Here is a 15,107-nt window from a genome sequence, read left to right as displayed (position 1 = left end):
AAAGAATATTAACTTACGTGCCCATGCAAATCTGTGACCTTGCAACTTGAAACCCTGAGGCCTCTTATGAACCAGCTCCGGAATGCTTCCCACTGTCATCACTTACCGCGCCGCCTGCTGATCGCATACTTGCTACTGCTGGTTATGGCCTGTTTCCCCGGGATGATATCTGCCGCCGAGTTGATGGCGGGAGCCGCCAAGGTGGATATTACGAACCGCGATGTGCCCCTGGTAAATGATCCACTGTATGTGAAGGCCCTGGTCATCAAAGAGGGAGACAACACCGCCGCCATCGTCACGGTGGATGCGGTCGCCATCGGCGAAATCGGTTCGATCACCAACGAGTACCTCGACAATGTCAGAGGGCAGATCGAAAAAGATCTCAAAATCAAGCCGCAGAACATCATGATCAACGCCAGCCACTGTCACGGCATCGTCTGTAACGACGTCGAACAGCGAACAGTCCAGGCGATTAAAGAAGCTGCGAAGAAACTGGTGCCCGTCAAAGTCGGGGTCGGCACCGGTCACGAAGACCGCGTCATGGAAAACCGTCGACTGTTTCTGAAGAACGGTAAAGAAGCCGACGTGCGTCACGCCTATTCGCTCCCCCCGGATGAGGAAGTGGCCGGCATCGGCCCCATCGATCCGGAGATCGGCATTCTCAAGCTCGACACACTGGATGGCGAAACCGTAGCCGTCGTGTATAACTTCGCCTGTCACCCCATCCAGGGCGTACCCAACAAGGGGAACACCGCTGACATGAGCGGGCTGGCTTCACAGGTCATCGAAGACAACCTCAGTAAAGATACCATCGCCCTGTTCGTGCAGGGATGTGGCGGCGACATCAACCCGGTGCAGTACAAAGACGTCGACAATCCCCGCGACGCCGAAGTTCTGGGGAACATGCTCGCGTTGAGTGCCCTGAAGGCGATCCGCAAAATTCAATGCACCGACGACAGCGGCCTCAAAGTCATCAACGAAACTCTGACACTCCCACGTTCCAACAATGAAAAACGGATCGCGGAACTCAAGCAGGAACAGGAGCAGCTGCTCAACTCCCTGCAGGGAACCAGCCTCAACCTCAAAACATTTCTGCCGCTGATTGTGAAGTACAAGCTGTATGAAGAAAATCCGTCCTACTATTCGCACCGTTATATGCTGGAACAGAAGCTGGGACGCGATGGCCTGAAAAAGCTGGACGCCGAGAACCGCGCCAATATGGAACGCTACATCAACAACATCTACAAGATGGAAAAGATGACCCGCAACAAAGCGAATCTGCGTCTGCTCACCAAGCACCAGACCCGCAACCAGGCCGCAGGCAAAACCATCGACGTGGAAGTGGTTGCCTTCAAGCTGGGCGACTTCCGCATGATCACCTTCCCCGCCGAACTGACGGTCAACATTGGTCTCAACATCAAGCAGAAGTCACCGTTTGAAAACACATTCGTCGCCGGCTACACCAACGGCTATAATTACTACGCCCCCACCGCGGATCAGCTGAAGAACGTCGGCAACGCCCAGGAAGACAGCGACTGCCTCTTCGCCCCCGAATGGCAGGCCATCTTCGAAGCCAAAGCCCACGAACTGATCCAGCAGCTGAAGTAATTCTTGAATCTCACTTCACCAGAGGTAGGGGTAGCCCTGTGTGGCTACCCGCAGGAACGGCGTGATCTGGTTTTGTTTTACGCACGTTTCAAAAGATCCCCACCACGGGTTGTCTGTGATCGAGCACAACCAGGCGGGCGGACACGCAGGTACCACCCCTACGGTTCAAATTCACCATGAAAGAATGGGTGGGCCCGAATGTAATTCGGGCCGAGCGCAGCGAGCAGGAAACTGTCGGTGGGATCATGCAAGATCAGAACACCACTGCGCTGCTGACGCCAACTCATTTCGGGCTGGGTTATCGTGAAACCGCCTTACTTCTTCTTAATCGTCAGCCACAGGTAAGGCAGTTCGAGATCAGGCTTCGGGCGGTCTGTGTTGCGTTTGGGGCTGATCCCTTTGATGACCGCGGTCGCAGTGTGCTGCCTGGCTTTGTCTTTGACGCTCGTCCCCTGGATCACCAGCGGGCCCTGAAACGTGACGTCCTTCTTCGCTTCCAGCTTCAGCTTGACCGACTTGCCCCCCTTGTCCTTGACCTGGGAGACGACCGGTTCGCAGGTCACACCTTCGGGCAGCCCCGCGATGCTGACTTCGATGTCGTCGCTGAAACGGGGGCTCTGGCGGTCGATGGTCACGTCGATCTCCAGCGGCTTGTCGCCTGCGGTCAACGTGTACTGCTCGTTGGCAGCCTGCAGCGAGAAGTCTGCCTCCGTTGGCAGAATCGAAAGCAGGTACACATAGCGGAAACCGCCATGCTCGAAACGATCGGTCACCTGCAGCCGGTATTCGCCGTCCGCGGGAATCGTATAGTCCAGTGCAGCGTCGAAGAAATTCCGCCGGGGATCGTCGATCTCTTTGAGCAGCTTGCCCTTCGCATCGAACAGCTTCACATACGGATCAAGCGGGTAGCCCAGCTTGTGTGAATCAACTTTGATGGTGAGCTTTTCGCCCTTTTTCGCAGTGAAGCGATAAACGTCAATCTCCTGCGCAGCGGCCACTTTCCCCGTTACCGTGGCAGGTACCGTCAGTTGCTGACCTGCCTCGGACTGCGTCTCTTTCGTCTCCAGCACCACGGGTGTGGTACTGAGGGGAATCGTCAGGTTGTTTCCCAGTTCCGGAGCGCTCAGCAGCGCGTCCTGGCTCAAATCGGAAACCGCAGGCATCAATGTCTTGAGCTTGTCAGACAGATTCCAGCCATCCAACGTAACCGGCTGTGCCGTTGAGGGATGCCAGGCCAGGGGCAGACTGTGATCGACGAACGGCCCCGTAGTCAGCGTCAGTCGATAAATGTACGAGGCGGCTCCCGCAAAGCGGATCGTACTGTTCGGATCAGCGGGAAACGCGAACGTGCGGATATAATATGTGCCCTCTTCGGGAGCGGTATAGACAATCCGGGGATCGAACCACAGGGTATCGTCCATCTGCTTCAGCACCGTTCCCCGGTGATTGAGCAACTGCAAGACGCCATCCATGGGAGAACCCAGTTGTTCGTTGGCGACCTGTGACGCGACCAGCGTCTGCCCCTGCTTCAGCTTGACCTGGTAGATGTCGACATCACCCGCCTTGGCCAGGACGCCGTTAACCGTCACCGCAGGTTGTTCAATTTTTTGCGCGTGCTCCAGGTCCTCATTCGGTTCCGCGCCTGTCACTTCGGGCAGCGTCCCGACCAGGAACGGTCGAATCTCAGAGGCCCCTTCTGCATTATGAAAGCGGAGCCAGTACAGACCCGGTTTGCCTTCAGCAGTGATTTCGACCGTGAACTGTTTCTCTTTTCCCTTGGCCGGCTTCTCGGGGATCTCGATTTTGAGACCCGGCTGCGATGTCCAGACCGAAACCGGATGTGTCCCCAGTGTCTTGTCGACGCTGACTTCGACCTTCTGTCCGACCTGGCCTCCCGCAGGAGTCAGGTAGTTCACGCTGGGAGGAGCCGCAACGACGCTCGTCCCCAGACTGAATACCAACGAACAAGCGAGAACGGCGGACAGAATCGGGGCGTGGCAGGACATTGGTAAACTCATTCTCAGTCGAAGTGCGGGCTCGGATTAAGCGAACAGTTCCGGAATCGGTGTCGGATCGCTGACGAGGTGCGACGGACGACCTTCCGGCGTGTAGAGCACCTTGTCGGGATCGATACCCATCTTGGTGTAAACGGTGGAGACAAAGTTTTCCGGAGAGAGCACACGTTCGACTGCGGAGTAACCGGCCTTGTCGGTGGCACCCAGTGCCAGTCCGCCCGGTGTTCCACCGCCGGCCATCAGCACCGACATCGCGTTCGACCAGTGGTCGCGACCGCCGCCCGGATTGATTTTCGGCGTACGGCCGAATTCACCCAGTGCCAGTACCATGGTCGTGTCCAGCAGCCCCCGCTCATCGAGGTCTTCGATCAGCGTGGCGATCGTGTTTTCAAAGGAAGGCATCCGGTCGTTGAACGTCTTGAACAGACTGCCGTGATTGTCCCAGCCCCCTTCATACAGCGTAATGAAAGGCACGCCGGCTTCCGTCAGACGACGGGCCAGCAGGGCACGTTGACCGAACGAGGTTCGCCCATATTTATCACGCAGTTCGGCAGGCTCGCGATCGATCTCAAACGCGGTCTGCGCTTCGGTGGAGGCCACCAGGTTGTAACCCTGTTCGTAGTATTCATCCAGGTTCAGTACCGGATCGCCGGCGACTTCGTCCCGGATCCGCTTCAGCTGGTCGACCTGTTCTCGCAGATCGCGGCGGGTTTTGTAGCGGGCATCGGTCAGACCGCTGGGCAGTGCCAGGTCACGTACGCGGAAGTTGGACGAATTCGGGTTGTCCGACATCACGAACGGAGCGTACTTGGCTCCCAGGAAGTTAGGTCCGCCTGAACGCGACATGCTGGGCATGGTGAAGTAAGCGGGCAGATTGTTGGTGGTCGGCTTTTCGTGTGCGACGACCGAACCCATGCTGGGATGGAAGCTCACGAAGGCACCACAGCCTACAGGAATTCGTGGTGGGGCACCGGTCATCATGTAGTGGTTGCCGGCACCGTGGTTCCCCTGGTTGTGACGGATCGAGCGGATCACCGAGCATTTATCGAAGATCGACGCCAGCCGCTTCATGTGCTGTGAGAACTGGACCCCGGGCACCTTGGTGGGAATCGGGTTGAACTCACCCCGGATTTCAACCGGTGCTTCCGGTTTGGGGTCGAATGTTTCGTAATGCGAAGGACCGCCGTCCATCCAGATCAGGATCACGCTCTTGGCGGTCGCTTTACGCTGGGGTGCATCGGTTCCTTTAGCCTGCGCCTGCAGACGCAGCAGATCGGTCAGCCCGAGGCCGGTCATGGCACCCAGACCCAGCTGCAGACAATTTCGTCGTGTGATTCCATTGCAGTTCTTTGAAACGTTCATCATTTCTGATCCTGTTCGAGTAGATGTCAAACAATGTTTCCTGGTGGAGCAGGGACGTCAGTTTTTGAAGAGGTATTCCGGCGTATTGAGCAGGGCCCACATCAGGTCTTCAATCACCTGCTGTCGGCTGACGCCTTCCTCTTCAAACAGGGAGCGCCCCAGTCGTTTTTCTTCGATGGTTGGATATCTTGAATAAGCCGTCAGATACAGTTCTTCCATAATCTGATCGGGTGTCATTTTACTTTCGGCCCACTTCGCACTGTTCGCATTCTTGGACTGAATGCGGGAATACAGATCGCGAGAGTTCATCATGTGCAGCACCTGCACCACCGTGGTATCGGTCGTCCGTTCGCACGGCGGATCCTGGTTCGGGTCGGGGCGACCAAACGAATCGAGGAAGACCGAACTCACACGATGCGTCCAGATCTGTTTAGCCGTTGAATCCTTGGGCATCGCTGAAAATGTATCGGGCACGCCGATCATTTCGCTCACGCTGTCCAGCAGAACTTCGGCCCGCAGACGCTGACGGTAATGACGCGAGTAGTTGCGGGTGTCACCCACGTTGGTTTCATTGGGAATCGCACTCAGACTGTAAACGTGCGACAGCACGATCGTCTTGATGTATTGTTTCAGATCAAATTTCTGTTCCCGGAACTTCTGGCCCAGGGCTTTGATCAGCGGCTTGTTCGAGGGAGGATTACTTTCGCGGAAATCGTCAATCGGCTCGACAATCCCCCGGCCCATCAGATCGGCCCAGACGCGGTTGGCATTCACTTCGGCGAAGAAATGATTCTGAGGCGAGATAATCCAGTCTGCCAGAATTTCGCGTGGATCCTGATTTTCTTTAAGCTCAGGCACTTCGCCAAACAGGGGACGCGGCGGCAGGACTTCGTTAGTCAACGGATGACGTACGCTACCGGAGTTGGATGTGAAAACCATCTCCTCGGATCCCGAAATCGGAGCCGAGATCCCGCGGCCTTTACGGCCGATTTTAGCGAAGTAGGCTGCAAAGCTGTAGAAATCTTCCTGCCCCCAGACTTCGTTGGGGTGGTGATGACACTGGGCACAGCTCAGTCGAATTCCCAGGAAGAGCTGACTGACAATCGTGGTGAGCTCTTCGGGTTTGCGGCGATCGCGGAACATGGTTACCGCGCCGTTGTGCCAGGTTCCACCCTTGGCGGTCAGCAATTCATGTGTGAACTGATCGAGGGGTTTGTTCTGGTGAAACGACTCGCGAATCCAGGCATCGTAATTCAGGACGGTCTTGATACCCACATGATACGGATTGGGACGCAATAAATCGGCCCATTTGTTGGCCCAGTGATCGCCGAACTCAGGCTGTTCCAGCAGATAATCGACCAGTCGCTCCCGCTTGTTGGGAGAAGGATCCTGCAGGAAGGCCCGTGCTTCTTCCGCGGTCGGCGTACGACCAATGATGTCCAGTGAAACCCGACGCAGATAGGTCGCGTCATCAATGGGATCAGACGGTTTCAGACCGTACTTCTGCAGTTTGTCCCACACCAGCCCGTCAATAAAGTTATTGCGGGGCAGCTTGGCATAGTATTCGTCGGCAACTTTGTGGTCGGAAGGAATCGTCACGCTCAACGATGCGAATTTGCCCATGTAGCGGGCGATGATCGAGGCTTCACCCATCAGTGAGCCGGCAGTGACCAGGCCGTGTTCGTCTACGGAAACGTAAACGCTTTCGCTGGACATGAACTCGGCGAGGTCAGTGATGTCCCGTGTCGAGCCATCGCTGTAATGTGCGGTGACGACCATCTGCTGCTTTGTTTTCGGCAGCATGATCCGTTCGGTCGGTTCTGCGGAAATCTTGACGAGTTCGGGAGTCCCTTTGACTTCGCGGGTTGCCCCTTCGGAAATCCAGCGTTCGAGCAATTCATAATACTGACCCTCGGCGGGCAGTTTTTTACCACCGCCGTGAGGAACCTTACCGGCGCCTTTCAGCAGTACCAGGCTTTGTTCGGGTGCCAGCGGCGAAGCACGTCGTCCTCGCGATTCCTTAACCAGGGCGTTGTAATCGTAATCGGGATCGAAGGCGAACATCGACAGCTGGAATCCCCCCTGACCACGCTGCTTCCCATGACAGGAACCGCCATTACAGCCGAAGCGGGAAAACAGGGGATGGATGTCCCGCTCGAAATCGAGCAGGGCCTGGCGGTCAAAGTCTTTCACCTGAACCGGAATGTTAATCTTCTGCGCACCATCAATGACGGTGACCGTTGCGGTTCCATTCGCCAGGGGCTTGATTACGCCCTGGGCGTCAACCTGCACAACGGCGGGTTGCTGAGATTGAAACTGCACATCGCGGGTCAGGTCGACAAAACTCTTGTCCTGCTGACGGGTCACGATCAGTTGCTGACGGGAACGGGGTCCATTCAGTTCAACTTTATCCGGATAAACGCTGACCTTTGATTCTGCCGGGGGCGCTGCTTGCGCGGAAAGAGCGGAGAGCAGAATCAGGCAGCCGAGAATATGATAGAGTAGAGATTTCATCTCGTCTTTCTATCCCAAATCAAAGGAAGGATACGCTGTGAGGTTTGGCGTTAGTAGCGCTGCGGGGGAAAGTCGGGCAGGTCGTCTTCAAGACGTCAGATAATTATTCAGCAACCCGGCAAGCACTGCGGTATCGATAGTTTGGGCGCCAACTAATATATATTGTCTCTTATATTTCCTATTCGTCAACTTTCATTTAACAACTTTATTTATGAAACACCACTTAGGATACCTTCCCTGAGCTGCAAAAACTACCCCTTATCCCAAAAAATGAACCGTATGTATACCTGTCTGGCGGCAAAAATGGCTGTTGTACTGCTTAAACCAGCTTTTCCAGCTCCGATCTGACGTATCCGATCCGATCTGTGATCGCAAAATTCGAATTCCAGGGCTGCGGAAACAGAATCGCCTGTCCGCCATGCTCCCGGAATTTATCGATATTTTTGTGCTGGTCATCAATCAACACGACATCTGGTTTCGCGAGCAGGTACTTCTGAGTCCCGATCATGAAGTCCATATACAACGGTTCCTGGAAGTGCTCTCTGAGCCATTCCACCTTGGCTGACGCACAGGCAGCGCTGCGACTGGGTGAGGTGCTGATAGTAAACGGCGCGGTCTCTCTAAGCAGTGTCAGCAATTCATTCAACCAGGGATAAGGCGGGAACCCGGCCCAGAAGCGGCCCCCCAGTCCGTCGACCGGTTTCCAGAATTCGTCTTTGGTCATGCCCAGCACACCCGCGTAGTCGGCTTCCCCGTCCGGCCACTTGTCTGCCAGTTCGCGTTGACCGTGCAGTTCGAGGATCGCGCCCATGAAATCGGCGATCACGCCATCCATGTCCAGTAAGATATGTCGTACAGCCATGCTGTTTTTTCGCTCCACTCAGTAACTTTGATTATAAAACAGTAGGATTACCCATCGAGCATATAATAAACTGGAACTGACAACCATTGTGGAAGTCTTTTTTAACCAGGATTAAATACTGATGACTAACTGGATTCCGCTGGGCGATGTTTCCGAGATCAAGCCCGGCAGCCGAAAACTATATACACTCCACGGCACCGAGATCGCCGTCTTTCATGTCGCCGAACCGGAACAGCCGGGAACCTTTTACGCGATTGACAATGCCTGTCCGCATCAGGGTGCAACGCTGATTGAAGGCGAAGGCTGCGGCACCGAAGTCAACTGCCCCCTGCATGACTGGACGTTCGATGTAGCCAGCGGCGAGTGTCTGGATTTCCCCGAATTTCCGCTCACCCGCTTTGAACTGAAACAGGAAGCCGATCTGCTGCTGATCAATGGAGACGCGTTTACTGAAGCAGAAGCACTTAACCTGTTCCTGGTCCGCTACAGCGTCATGGGCTGGGTCGACCACTTTGCCGCTGATGCGGAGACGAACTATCACCACCGCGATCGCGTCATCCTGCAGACCAGTCGCGGCGAGGAAGTCGGCGAGATTCTTTCGTCCTTCACTCAACCAGACAAAAACAAAACCCCCGCGGGAACGATCTTGCGCGAGTTCACTCCCCTCGATCAGGAACAGTTGCCCGGACAGGGAGACGTCAACACCCAGGTCTTCCGCGACTGTCAGCAGTTGATTCAGGAACGGGGCATGCCTGCGGAAATCATCGATTGCGAACAACTGTTTGATCAGCAGACAGTCGTCCTGTATTATCTGGGCAGCCGCCTGCCGGCCCTGGAAATTCTGGCGCAGGAGCTGAATGCCCGCTATCCCTGGCGGATTGTTTTTCACCCCGTAGACGAAGCACCTGCTGCTTCAGGCTGCTCCAGTGGTGGCTGTGGCTGCGATCAGAAATAATATCCGACTCATTTAGACCTCACCCCAACCTGCCAACCTCACATCACGGACATCATCATGAGTAATCCCATCAACCGCCGTTCGTTCCTGGGTTCTTCACTGGCTGCCACCGGCCTCAGCGCTGCAGCGGCCTCCCTCTCCGCCGCAGAACAGACCGCAGCCAAAACCGGCAAAACACAACAGCCCATCCGCAACGAAAAGATTCTGCACGCCCGCCAGGTCGCCCTCGATATTCTCAAGCCAACCCAGAAAGAACTCGAACACGGTCTCGAACTGCACGCGAACTCGCTCGTCTTCGATTCCTACGGCTTCGCTCCCCGGGCCGCCATCGATGGTGATAAACTCGCCGCAGCCATCAACGACCACGCTTCGACCGCGGAACTGCAGGACCTCCGCGAGGACATGTCGATGACCCGCTGCGTCACCGATCCCGCCGAACAGCGCGAATTCAAAGAAGCCTTCGATGCCGCCGGCGTGACCTGTATCTTTCAGAATGCCGGCGAGGAAGGGCAGGACCCCATGCGACTCATCAAGCGACTCGCACGGTTCACCTATACGACCGACATGCTCGCCGATTTCGTTCCCAAGGCCGTCACTCCCGATGATATCGAACAGGCTCAGAAAGAGGGACGGCACTGCCTGTACCTCACCGGCAACGGCGTTCCTCTCACACAGCAGTGGGAAACGACGACCGACGAAATGAAATACATGCGGATCTTCTTCCAGTTAGGCATCCGCATGATGCACATGACTTACAACCGCAGGAACATGCTCGGTGATGGCTGTGCCGAACCGGCCAACGCGGGACTCAGCGACTTCGGTCGCGAAGTCGTCAGGGAAATGAACCAGCTCGGTATCATCCCCGACGTGGCTCACTCCGGCTGGCAGACCAGCCTGGAGACAGCACAGGTTTCCGAAAAACCGATGGTGGCCAGCCACTCCACCTGTGCCAGCCTGCATCACCATATCCGTAGCAAACCGGACAACGTGATCAAAGCCATCGTCGAAACCAACGGCCTGATCGGTATCTGCTGTATCCCCCGTTACCTGGGAGGCAGCGGCGATATCAGCCGGCTCATCGATCACATTGATTACGTGGTGAAGAAATTCGGCATCGACCATATCGCCATCGGCACCGATGTCGCTTACACATCCCGCAACAGTACCCTGGAAAACAAAAAGGTTCCCCGGGCCCCCCGTTCGCGGACACCCTGGCGGAGCCTGTGGCCGCCCGACAGCTTCCGCACGACTTCTGAAATGAGCACCAGCGTCTCCTGGACCAACTGGCCTCTGTTTACCGTCGGCCTGGTACAGCGGGGTTATTCCGACGAAGACATTCAGAAGATCATCGGCGGTAACATGCTCAGGGTCTGTCGCGAATCACTTTCCTGAAATGAACGAAGCTCCTCTCTGAAACAAAGAACACGCCATGCGCATTTTAATCACCGGCGCTGCCGGCTACGTGGGACGCTATTTCAGCCAGCACTGGCAGACGGATGACGAACTGGTCCTGGGTGACATCCACCCGAATCCGGACGACGCCCGCTCTATCCCGCTGGACATCACTGATCCTGCGCAGACCCGGGCCGCCATGCAGGGGATCGACGCCGTCGTGCATCTGGCCAAACAGGCGGACGAAGGCCCCATGGAAGGGGATGAATTAAACAACCGGCGCTTTGACGTCAATCTCAAAGGGTCCTTCAACCTGCTCGAAGCGGCCCGCGATGCGGGTGTCAAACGCTTCATCTTTACCAGCACCATCATGACGGTACTCGGCTATCAGGCACCAGAGTGGGTCCCCTCAGATGCAGCGCCGCGGCCCGTTGGTTCGTATGCCCTGACGAAGCAACTGGGTGAAGTGATGTGTGCGCACTACGCGCAGCAGCACGGCATGTCCATCGTCTGCCTGCGGATTCCCAAGCCGATCGACCTGGATCATCCGCTCTGGAAAACGCATCCGCTGCGGCCACAATGGGTGCCGTTTCCGGATCTCCTGCAGGCGTATCAGAAAGCGGTGACCGCCCCCATCGCAGGCTGTGAAGTCATCACCATTGTCGGCGAAAGCAAACAGCGCCGCTGGGATCTCAGCAAAGCCGAACAACTGCTTGGCTATCGACCAACGCTGATCCCGGAAGAGCTCGGCTACCAGATGGGCAGCGAAGACCAGCCGATTCCGGAAGAATCTAATTACGCCTGAGCAGGTTTACTGCTCAATACGACAATAAGGAAGTGCCTTCTCTAGCTTGGCGATGCCCTCTTCGGTGATCTCGGTACCATCGATGTAGAGGGTGCCCAGATCTTTCAGCTTCTTCAGCGAGGTAATGCATTTATCGGTCACGCTGGTGTTACGCAGATTCATATCAATGATGTTTTCCAGCACTTTGATTTCTGCAATCCCCGCGTTGCCGATTTCGGTATCGTTGAGCTCCAGCCATTCCATGTCTTTCATCTTGGCCAGATACTTCATTCCCTCATCGGTGATCTGCGTGTTGCGCAGCCAGAGTCGCTGCAGACGGGTGAGGCTCTTGATCTGCTTGAGGCCCTCATCGGAAATCTGCGTGTCCCGCAGCAAGAGTACGCGGAGCTTTTTCAGACCTTTGATATGAGCCAGCCCTTCATCTGTAATCTGGGTTTCAGAAAGACCCAGTGTCTCCAGGCTTTTCAGATCAGACAGATGAGTCAGTCCATCGCCCGAGATTTCCAGACCGGTCAGGTAGAGCTCCTTCAGACTGTCCAGACCTTTGAGGTGCTTCAGACCCGCGTCGGTGATCTTGGTTCGCGACAGGTTGAGCACTTCCAGGTTGGTCAGCTTTTTGAATTCCGCAAGTCCGGTATCCGTAACGGGGATACCGTGCAGGGAAACTTCCCGCAGGCTCTTGAGTGACTTGAGATGCGACATCCCTTCGTCGGTCACCTTCGATCCCGAGAGATCCAGCTTTCGCAGTTTATTTAGCCGACCGAGGTAAACCAGCCCGTTGTCGACGAGTTTGGAACCGGAAAAGGAGACCTGGGAGATATTCCCGTTGTAGTCCATCTTCAGGTTCGCACTGATTTCCTTGAGGGCTTTGATATCTGTTTCCAGAGTTGATTCCTGGGGAACTTCTTCCTCTGAACCAGTGGCAGCTTTGCTCATTGTTTAGGCCTGTTTGGAATTGAAAAGTCTGACTCTGATCAACGTGAAGCGGCTGGGGATCGACTCAGTTTTGTGCTCAAACCGGGGAGATTATATACACCCGAGCACGCCCCATCCGTACACATCGCCTCATTCACCCGGATTTGGTACCAAGTATAATATACACATAATTCTGTAATTTCGCATGTGAACGAACGATTTTTTTCCTGTGGAATCCCCCCGTATCAGGCGACAAAATCACTTTGAGGGCATCTGTTTCCAGTCCAGATGACGGAAAATGAAATCAAATGTACCCTGACCATTGATGGTATGCGGGCCATCGAAGTATTCAATTTCCGTTCGATCGCCGATACCCATCTGCGTATAGAACCGTCTGACCTTCGCGTATTCGGCGGCCACCCATTCATCGGGGGCGACTCCGTCATTGTGTCCCCGCTCCACCATGAACGGACGCGGCGCCATCAGGTACGAGAGCTCCGCGTAATTCGCCACGTGCCCCATGTTCCACTCGAAGATTTCATACTCGCCATGAAACACGTAACTATAGCGATGCGCGCTGTCGGCATTTTTGCGGACCCATTCATTGAAGTCTCCCGAACAGATCGAGAAGACGTACTGCTTCACAAAGGGGGGCACACGCACTGCGGTCTTCCCCCCGTAAGACAGGCCGTAAAATCCGATCCGCTGCTCATCCACAAACGGCAGCGCACTGAGCCACTCCAGCGTTCGTTCGTGCTGGGGAATGATGTAGCTGTAAAGCGACCGCTGCAGCGGGTTCGATTTCCGCTGTAGTGTTCGAAACCGATCGCGGCCTTTATACGGGTTCTGCGGGGCATAGACAATGAGCCCCCGTTTCACTAATTGCGCGCTGAAGTTTTTGTATGCGGCATACGCCCGGTCTTCCGCCTGGATGGTGTCCATAGGCGTCCCTTCCAGTCCGTGCTGACAGACGACCACAGGCCGTCGTTCACCCGGCTTGAGATCACGGGGAATCAACAGAATCCCGCCCGCCACGATGTCAGGCTGCACATCCAGCATCACTTCGTAACCCACATACTGGTCCTCTTCCAGCACCTTGCGGGTTTTCACATTCAGCGGAACCGCCTGCTCAGGTGACGGCAGGCGACCGATCAGTTCGTCATAGACTTCGTTTCGCAGTCGGTCAGCATCCTTTTCCCACAGCGCGACCGACGTATATTTACCCGGCTGCCACTCTGCGTCCCGATAACGGGCCGAGCGATTAAGTAACTCCTGTGTGAATTCATTCATTTCATTGAACTGCTGCTCCTGCCGGGCTGCGGCGTCGACCTGAATAGCGTCAGTTGTCGGCTTCAATACGACGGGGGGAATCATCTTCCTGTTCTGCCGGATGCGTAAGCCGAACAGAAAATCAGCCAGCGCTTTCCCCGAGCCAGCCGATCCGGTTCCCTCAACTGAGAAGACCAGCGACAGGTTACGTTGCAGTCCCAGCTGTTCGAACACGGGAAGTGCCCGCTCAAATTCGGCTTTCACAGACTCTGGTTTCCCAATCTCAATCACACCGGGAGCCGCAGAAGCCCGCTGCCCCTTTTGGGGAGCAGGAGGTCCTTTCACAACCGGCACCGCACATGCCTCGATCACGCAGGACCGTGGCGCAATCATCGCCGCGATTTCCGCATCGCCGAATTCGGTCAGCTGGCTCCAGACATTACGATAAATGGGCTCCTGCCAGACCTGTTCCCGCTGCTGAAAATAGCCGGCCACCCACGTTGATTGAATCCGATAGTCAGCAGCCCCGCTGAACAGCGCCAGTAGACCACCTTCACCCACTCCAACCACACCGACAGGTAAGATGCGGCCTTCCTGTTTGTCGAGCCGCTCAAACTGATCGACGGCTGCCAGCACCTTCTGCACTTCATAACCGATCACATGCCGTCCCATTTCGAACGCCATACGGTAAATAAACTCACGATGCGGCTGGTTGGTAAAAAAGACCTCAGAGTGACCGGAATGTTCGGCATCGCGACTGATTAAAGTCGGAATTACGACCTGAATGCCGCGTGCCGCCAGTGCCAGCGGAATCTGAGCCGACTTCGGAACACCCGGTTTCAGTCCGACAAACATCTCCGGCGTCCAGTCCGCATCAGGGAGTGCGACCACGCGGGCCTGAATGTCTCCCGTGGGTTGCAGCAGCAGCCCGGCTGCGGTCATCCCGTCCAGAACCCGCCAGTGCACGGCGTGTACTTTGAACTCAGGACATTCGGCGATGACTGATGCTTTTTCGGTTGTGCTCAGCAGTTCAAAACCGGGACCACTCACACGCGGATCAACGGCACCGATAATTTTCTTGAACCGCGCACGATTGTCTTTGATGCTTTCGATGAACGCCGCATGACTGGCGAAATCGTAGTTCCATTTTTGTGGACGCAGCTGAGGCGACTCCGCCAGTGCCCGCAGTGCGTAGGCATCGATGCCCGCCACCATGTGCTCGTCGAGGGGTATGCTCAGTTTCAGCGGCGCCGTTCCCGGCAGGGGATCGGGCAGGTTCAGTGTCTGCGCAGTCACGAAGGACGGAAACGGAACGAGCAATAACAGAGCCAGCAGGGAGGACGGGAATCTCATCGGGACACCTGATCGAAAAAAGGAAAGGCAGCGTCGGTCCGCGTTAATGAACCGTCG

Annotated in this window: 10 protein-coding genes; 4 read left to right on the top strand and 6 right to left on the bottom strand. The window is 55.8% G+C overall.

Going from position 1 to position 15,107, the window contains the following annotated elements; genetic code table 11:
- The first annotated feature begins 66 nt into the window (after nt 1-66).
- Nucleotides 67-1,608, top strand: coding sequence for a hypothetical protein (locus tag F1728_RS14570; protein ID WP_228030756.1), 1,542 nt, complete (start codon nt 67-69; stop codon nt 1,606-1,608).
- Between the two features lie 314 nt (nt 1,609-1,922).
- On the opposite strand, the gene F1728_RS14565 is transcribed toward F1728_RS14570, so the two are convergent.
- From F1728_RS14565 to F1728_RS14550, 4 genes are all read right to left on the bottom strand, one after another.
- The gene (locus tag F1728_RS14565) at nt 1,923-3,614 is read right to left on the bottom strand and encodes a PPC domain-containing protein (RefSeq protein ID WP_194242827.1); all 1,692 of its coding nucleotides are present in this window, start codon (nt 3,612-3,614) and stop codon (nt 1,923-1,925) included.
- 36 nt (nt 3,615-3,650) lie between these two features.
- A complete protein-coding gene (locus F1728_RS14560; protein WP_194242826.1) occupies nt 3,651-4,988 on the bottom strand; it encodes a DUF1501 domain-containing protein in 1,338 nt (445 codons plus the stop codon).
- Between the two features lie 54 nt (nt 4,989-5,042).
- Nucleotides 5,043-7,499, bottom strand: a complete 2,457-nt coding sequence (locus F1728_RS14555; RefSeq protein ID WP_155364726.1) for a DUF1549 domain-containing protein — start codon at nt 7,497-7,499, stop codon at nt 5,043-5,045.
- A gap of 319 nt (nt 7,500-7,818) precedes the next feature.
- Nucleotides 7,819-8,361 carry a 5' nucleotidase, NT5C type gene (locus tag F1728_RS14550; protein ID WP_155364725.1) on the bottom strand — a complete coding sequence of 181 codons (543 nt, stop codon included), beginning with the start codon at nt 8,359-8,361 and terminating at the stop codon, nt 7,819-7,821.
- 121 nt (nt 8,362-8,482) lie between these two features.
- On the opposite strand from F1728_RS14550, the gene F1728_RS14545 reads away from it, so the two are divergent.
- The 3 genes from F1728_RS14545 to F1728_RS14535 are packed head-to-tail and all read left to right on the top strand — an operon-like array spanning nt 8,483 to nt 11,513.
- Complete coding sequence (locus tag F1728_RS14545; protein ID WP_155364724.1) at nt 8,483-9,316, top strand: Rieske 2Fe-2S domain-containing protein; 834 nt, start codon at nt 8,483-8,485, stop codon at nt 9,314-9,316.
- A gap of 57 nt (nt 9,317-9,373) precedes the next feature.
- Nucleotides 9,374-10,708 (top strand): dipeptidase, encoded by a 1,335-nt coding sequence (locus F1728_RS14540; protein WP_194242825.1) that lies wholly within the window; start codon nt 9,374-9,376, stop codon nt 10,706-10,708.
- A gap of 37 nt (nt 10,709-10,745) precedes the next feature.
- The gene (locus F1728_RS14535; protein WP_155364722.1) at nt 10,746-11,513 is read left to right on the top strand and encodes an NAD-dependent epimerase/dehydratase family protein; all 768 of its coding nucleotides are present in this window, start codon (nt 10,746-10,748) and stop codon (nt 11,511-11,513) included.
- A gap of 6 nt (nt 11,514-11,519) precedes the next feature.
- On the opposite strand, the gene F1728_RS14530 is transcribed toward F1728_RS14535, so the two are convergent.
- Together F1728_RS14530 and F1728_RS14525 are read right to left on the bottom strand one after the other, a co-directional pair.
- Entirely contained in the window at nt 11,520-12,449 is a 930-nt protein-coding gene (locus F1728_RS14530) for a leucine-rich repeat domain-containing protein (RefSeq protein WP_155364721.1), read from the bottom strand.
- A 237-nt stretch (nt 12,450-12,686) separates the two neighbouring features.
- Complete coding sequence (locus F1728_RS14525) at nt 12,687-15,050, bottom strand: alpha/beta hydrolase family protein (RefSeq protein WP_155364720.1); 2,364 nt, start codon at nt 15,048-15,050, stop codon at nt 12,687-12,689.
- Nucleotides 15,051-15,107 lie beyond the last annotated feature (57 nt).

This window comes from Gimesia benthica, assembly GCF_009720525.1.
Taxonomy (GTDB): domain Bacteria; phylum Planctomycetota; class Planctomycetia; order Planctomycetales; family Planctomycetaceae; genus Gimesia; species Gimesia benthica.
The sequence above is the reverse complement of the archived record's forward strand: the minus strand, read 5'-3'. Positions and strand labels throughout refer to the sequence as shown.

Bases quoted from the DNA above. Each gene is read 5' to 3' on its own strand.
- F1728_RS14570 (WP_228030756.1), top strand. From the start codon at position 67: ATGAACCAGCTCCGGAATGCTTCCCACTGTCATCACTTACCGCGCCGC.
- F1728_RS14565 (WP_194242827.1), bottom strand. From the start codon at position 3,614: ATGTCCTGCCACGCCCCGATTCTGTCCGCCGTTCTCGCTTGTTCGTTG.
- F1728_RS14560 (WP_194242826.1), bottom strand. From the start codon at position 4,988: ATGATGAACGTTTCAAAGAACTGCAATGGAATCACACGACGAAATTGT.
- F1728_RS14555 (WP_155364726.1), bottom strand. From the start codon at position 7,499: ATGAAATCTCTACTCTATCATATTCTCGGCTGCCTGATTCTGCTCTCC.
- F1728_RS14550 (WP_155364725.1), bottom strand. From the start codon at position 8,361: ATGGCTGTACGACATATCTTACTGGACATGGATGGCGTGATCGCCGAT.
- F1728_RS14545 (WP_155364724.1), top strand. From the start codon at position 8,483: ATGACTAACTGGATTCCGCTGGGCGATGTTTCCGAGATCAAGCCCGGC.
- F1728_RS14540 (WP_194242825.1), top strand. From the start codon at position 9,374: ATGAGTAATCCCATCAACCGCCGTTCGTTCCTGGGTTCTTCACTGGCT.
- F1728_RS14535 (WP_155364722.1), top strand. From the start codon at position 10,746: ATGCGCATTTTAATCACCGGCGCTGCCGGCTACGTGGGACGCTATTTC.
- F1728_RS14530 (WP_155364721.1), bottom strand. From the start codon at position 12,449: ATGAGCAAAGCTGCCACTGGTTCAGAGGAAGAAGTTCCCCAGGAATCA.
- F1728_RS14525 (WP_155364720.1), bottom strand. From the start codon at position 15,050: ATGAGATTCCCGTCCTCCCTGCTGGCTCTGTTATTGCTCGTTCCGTTT.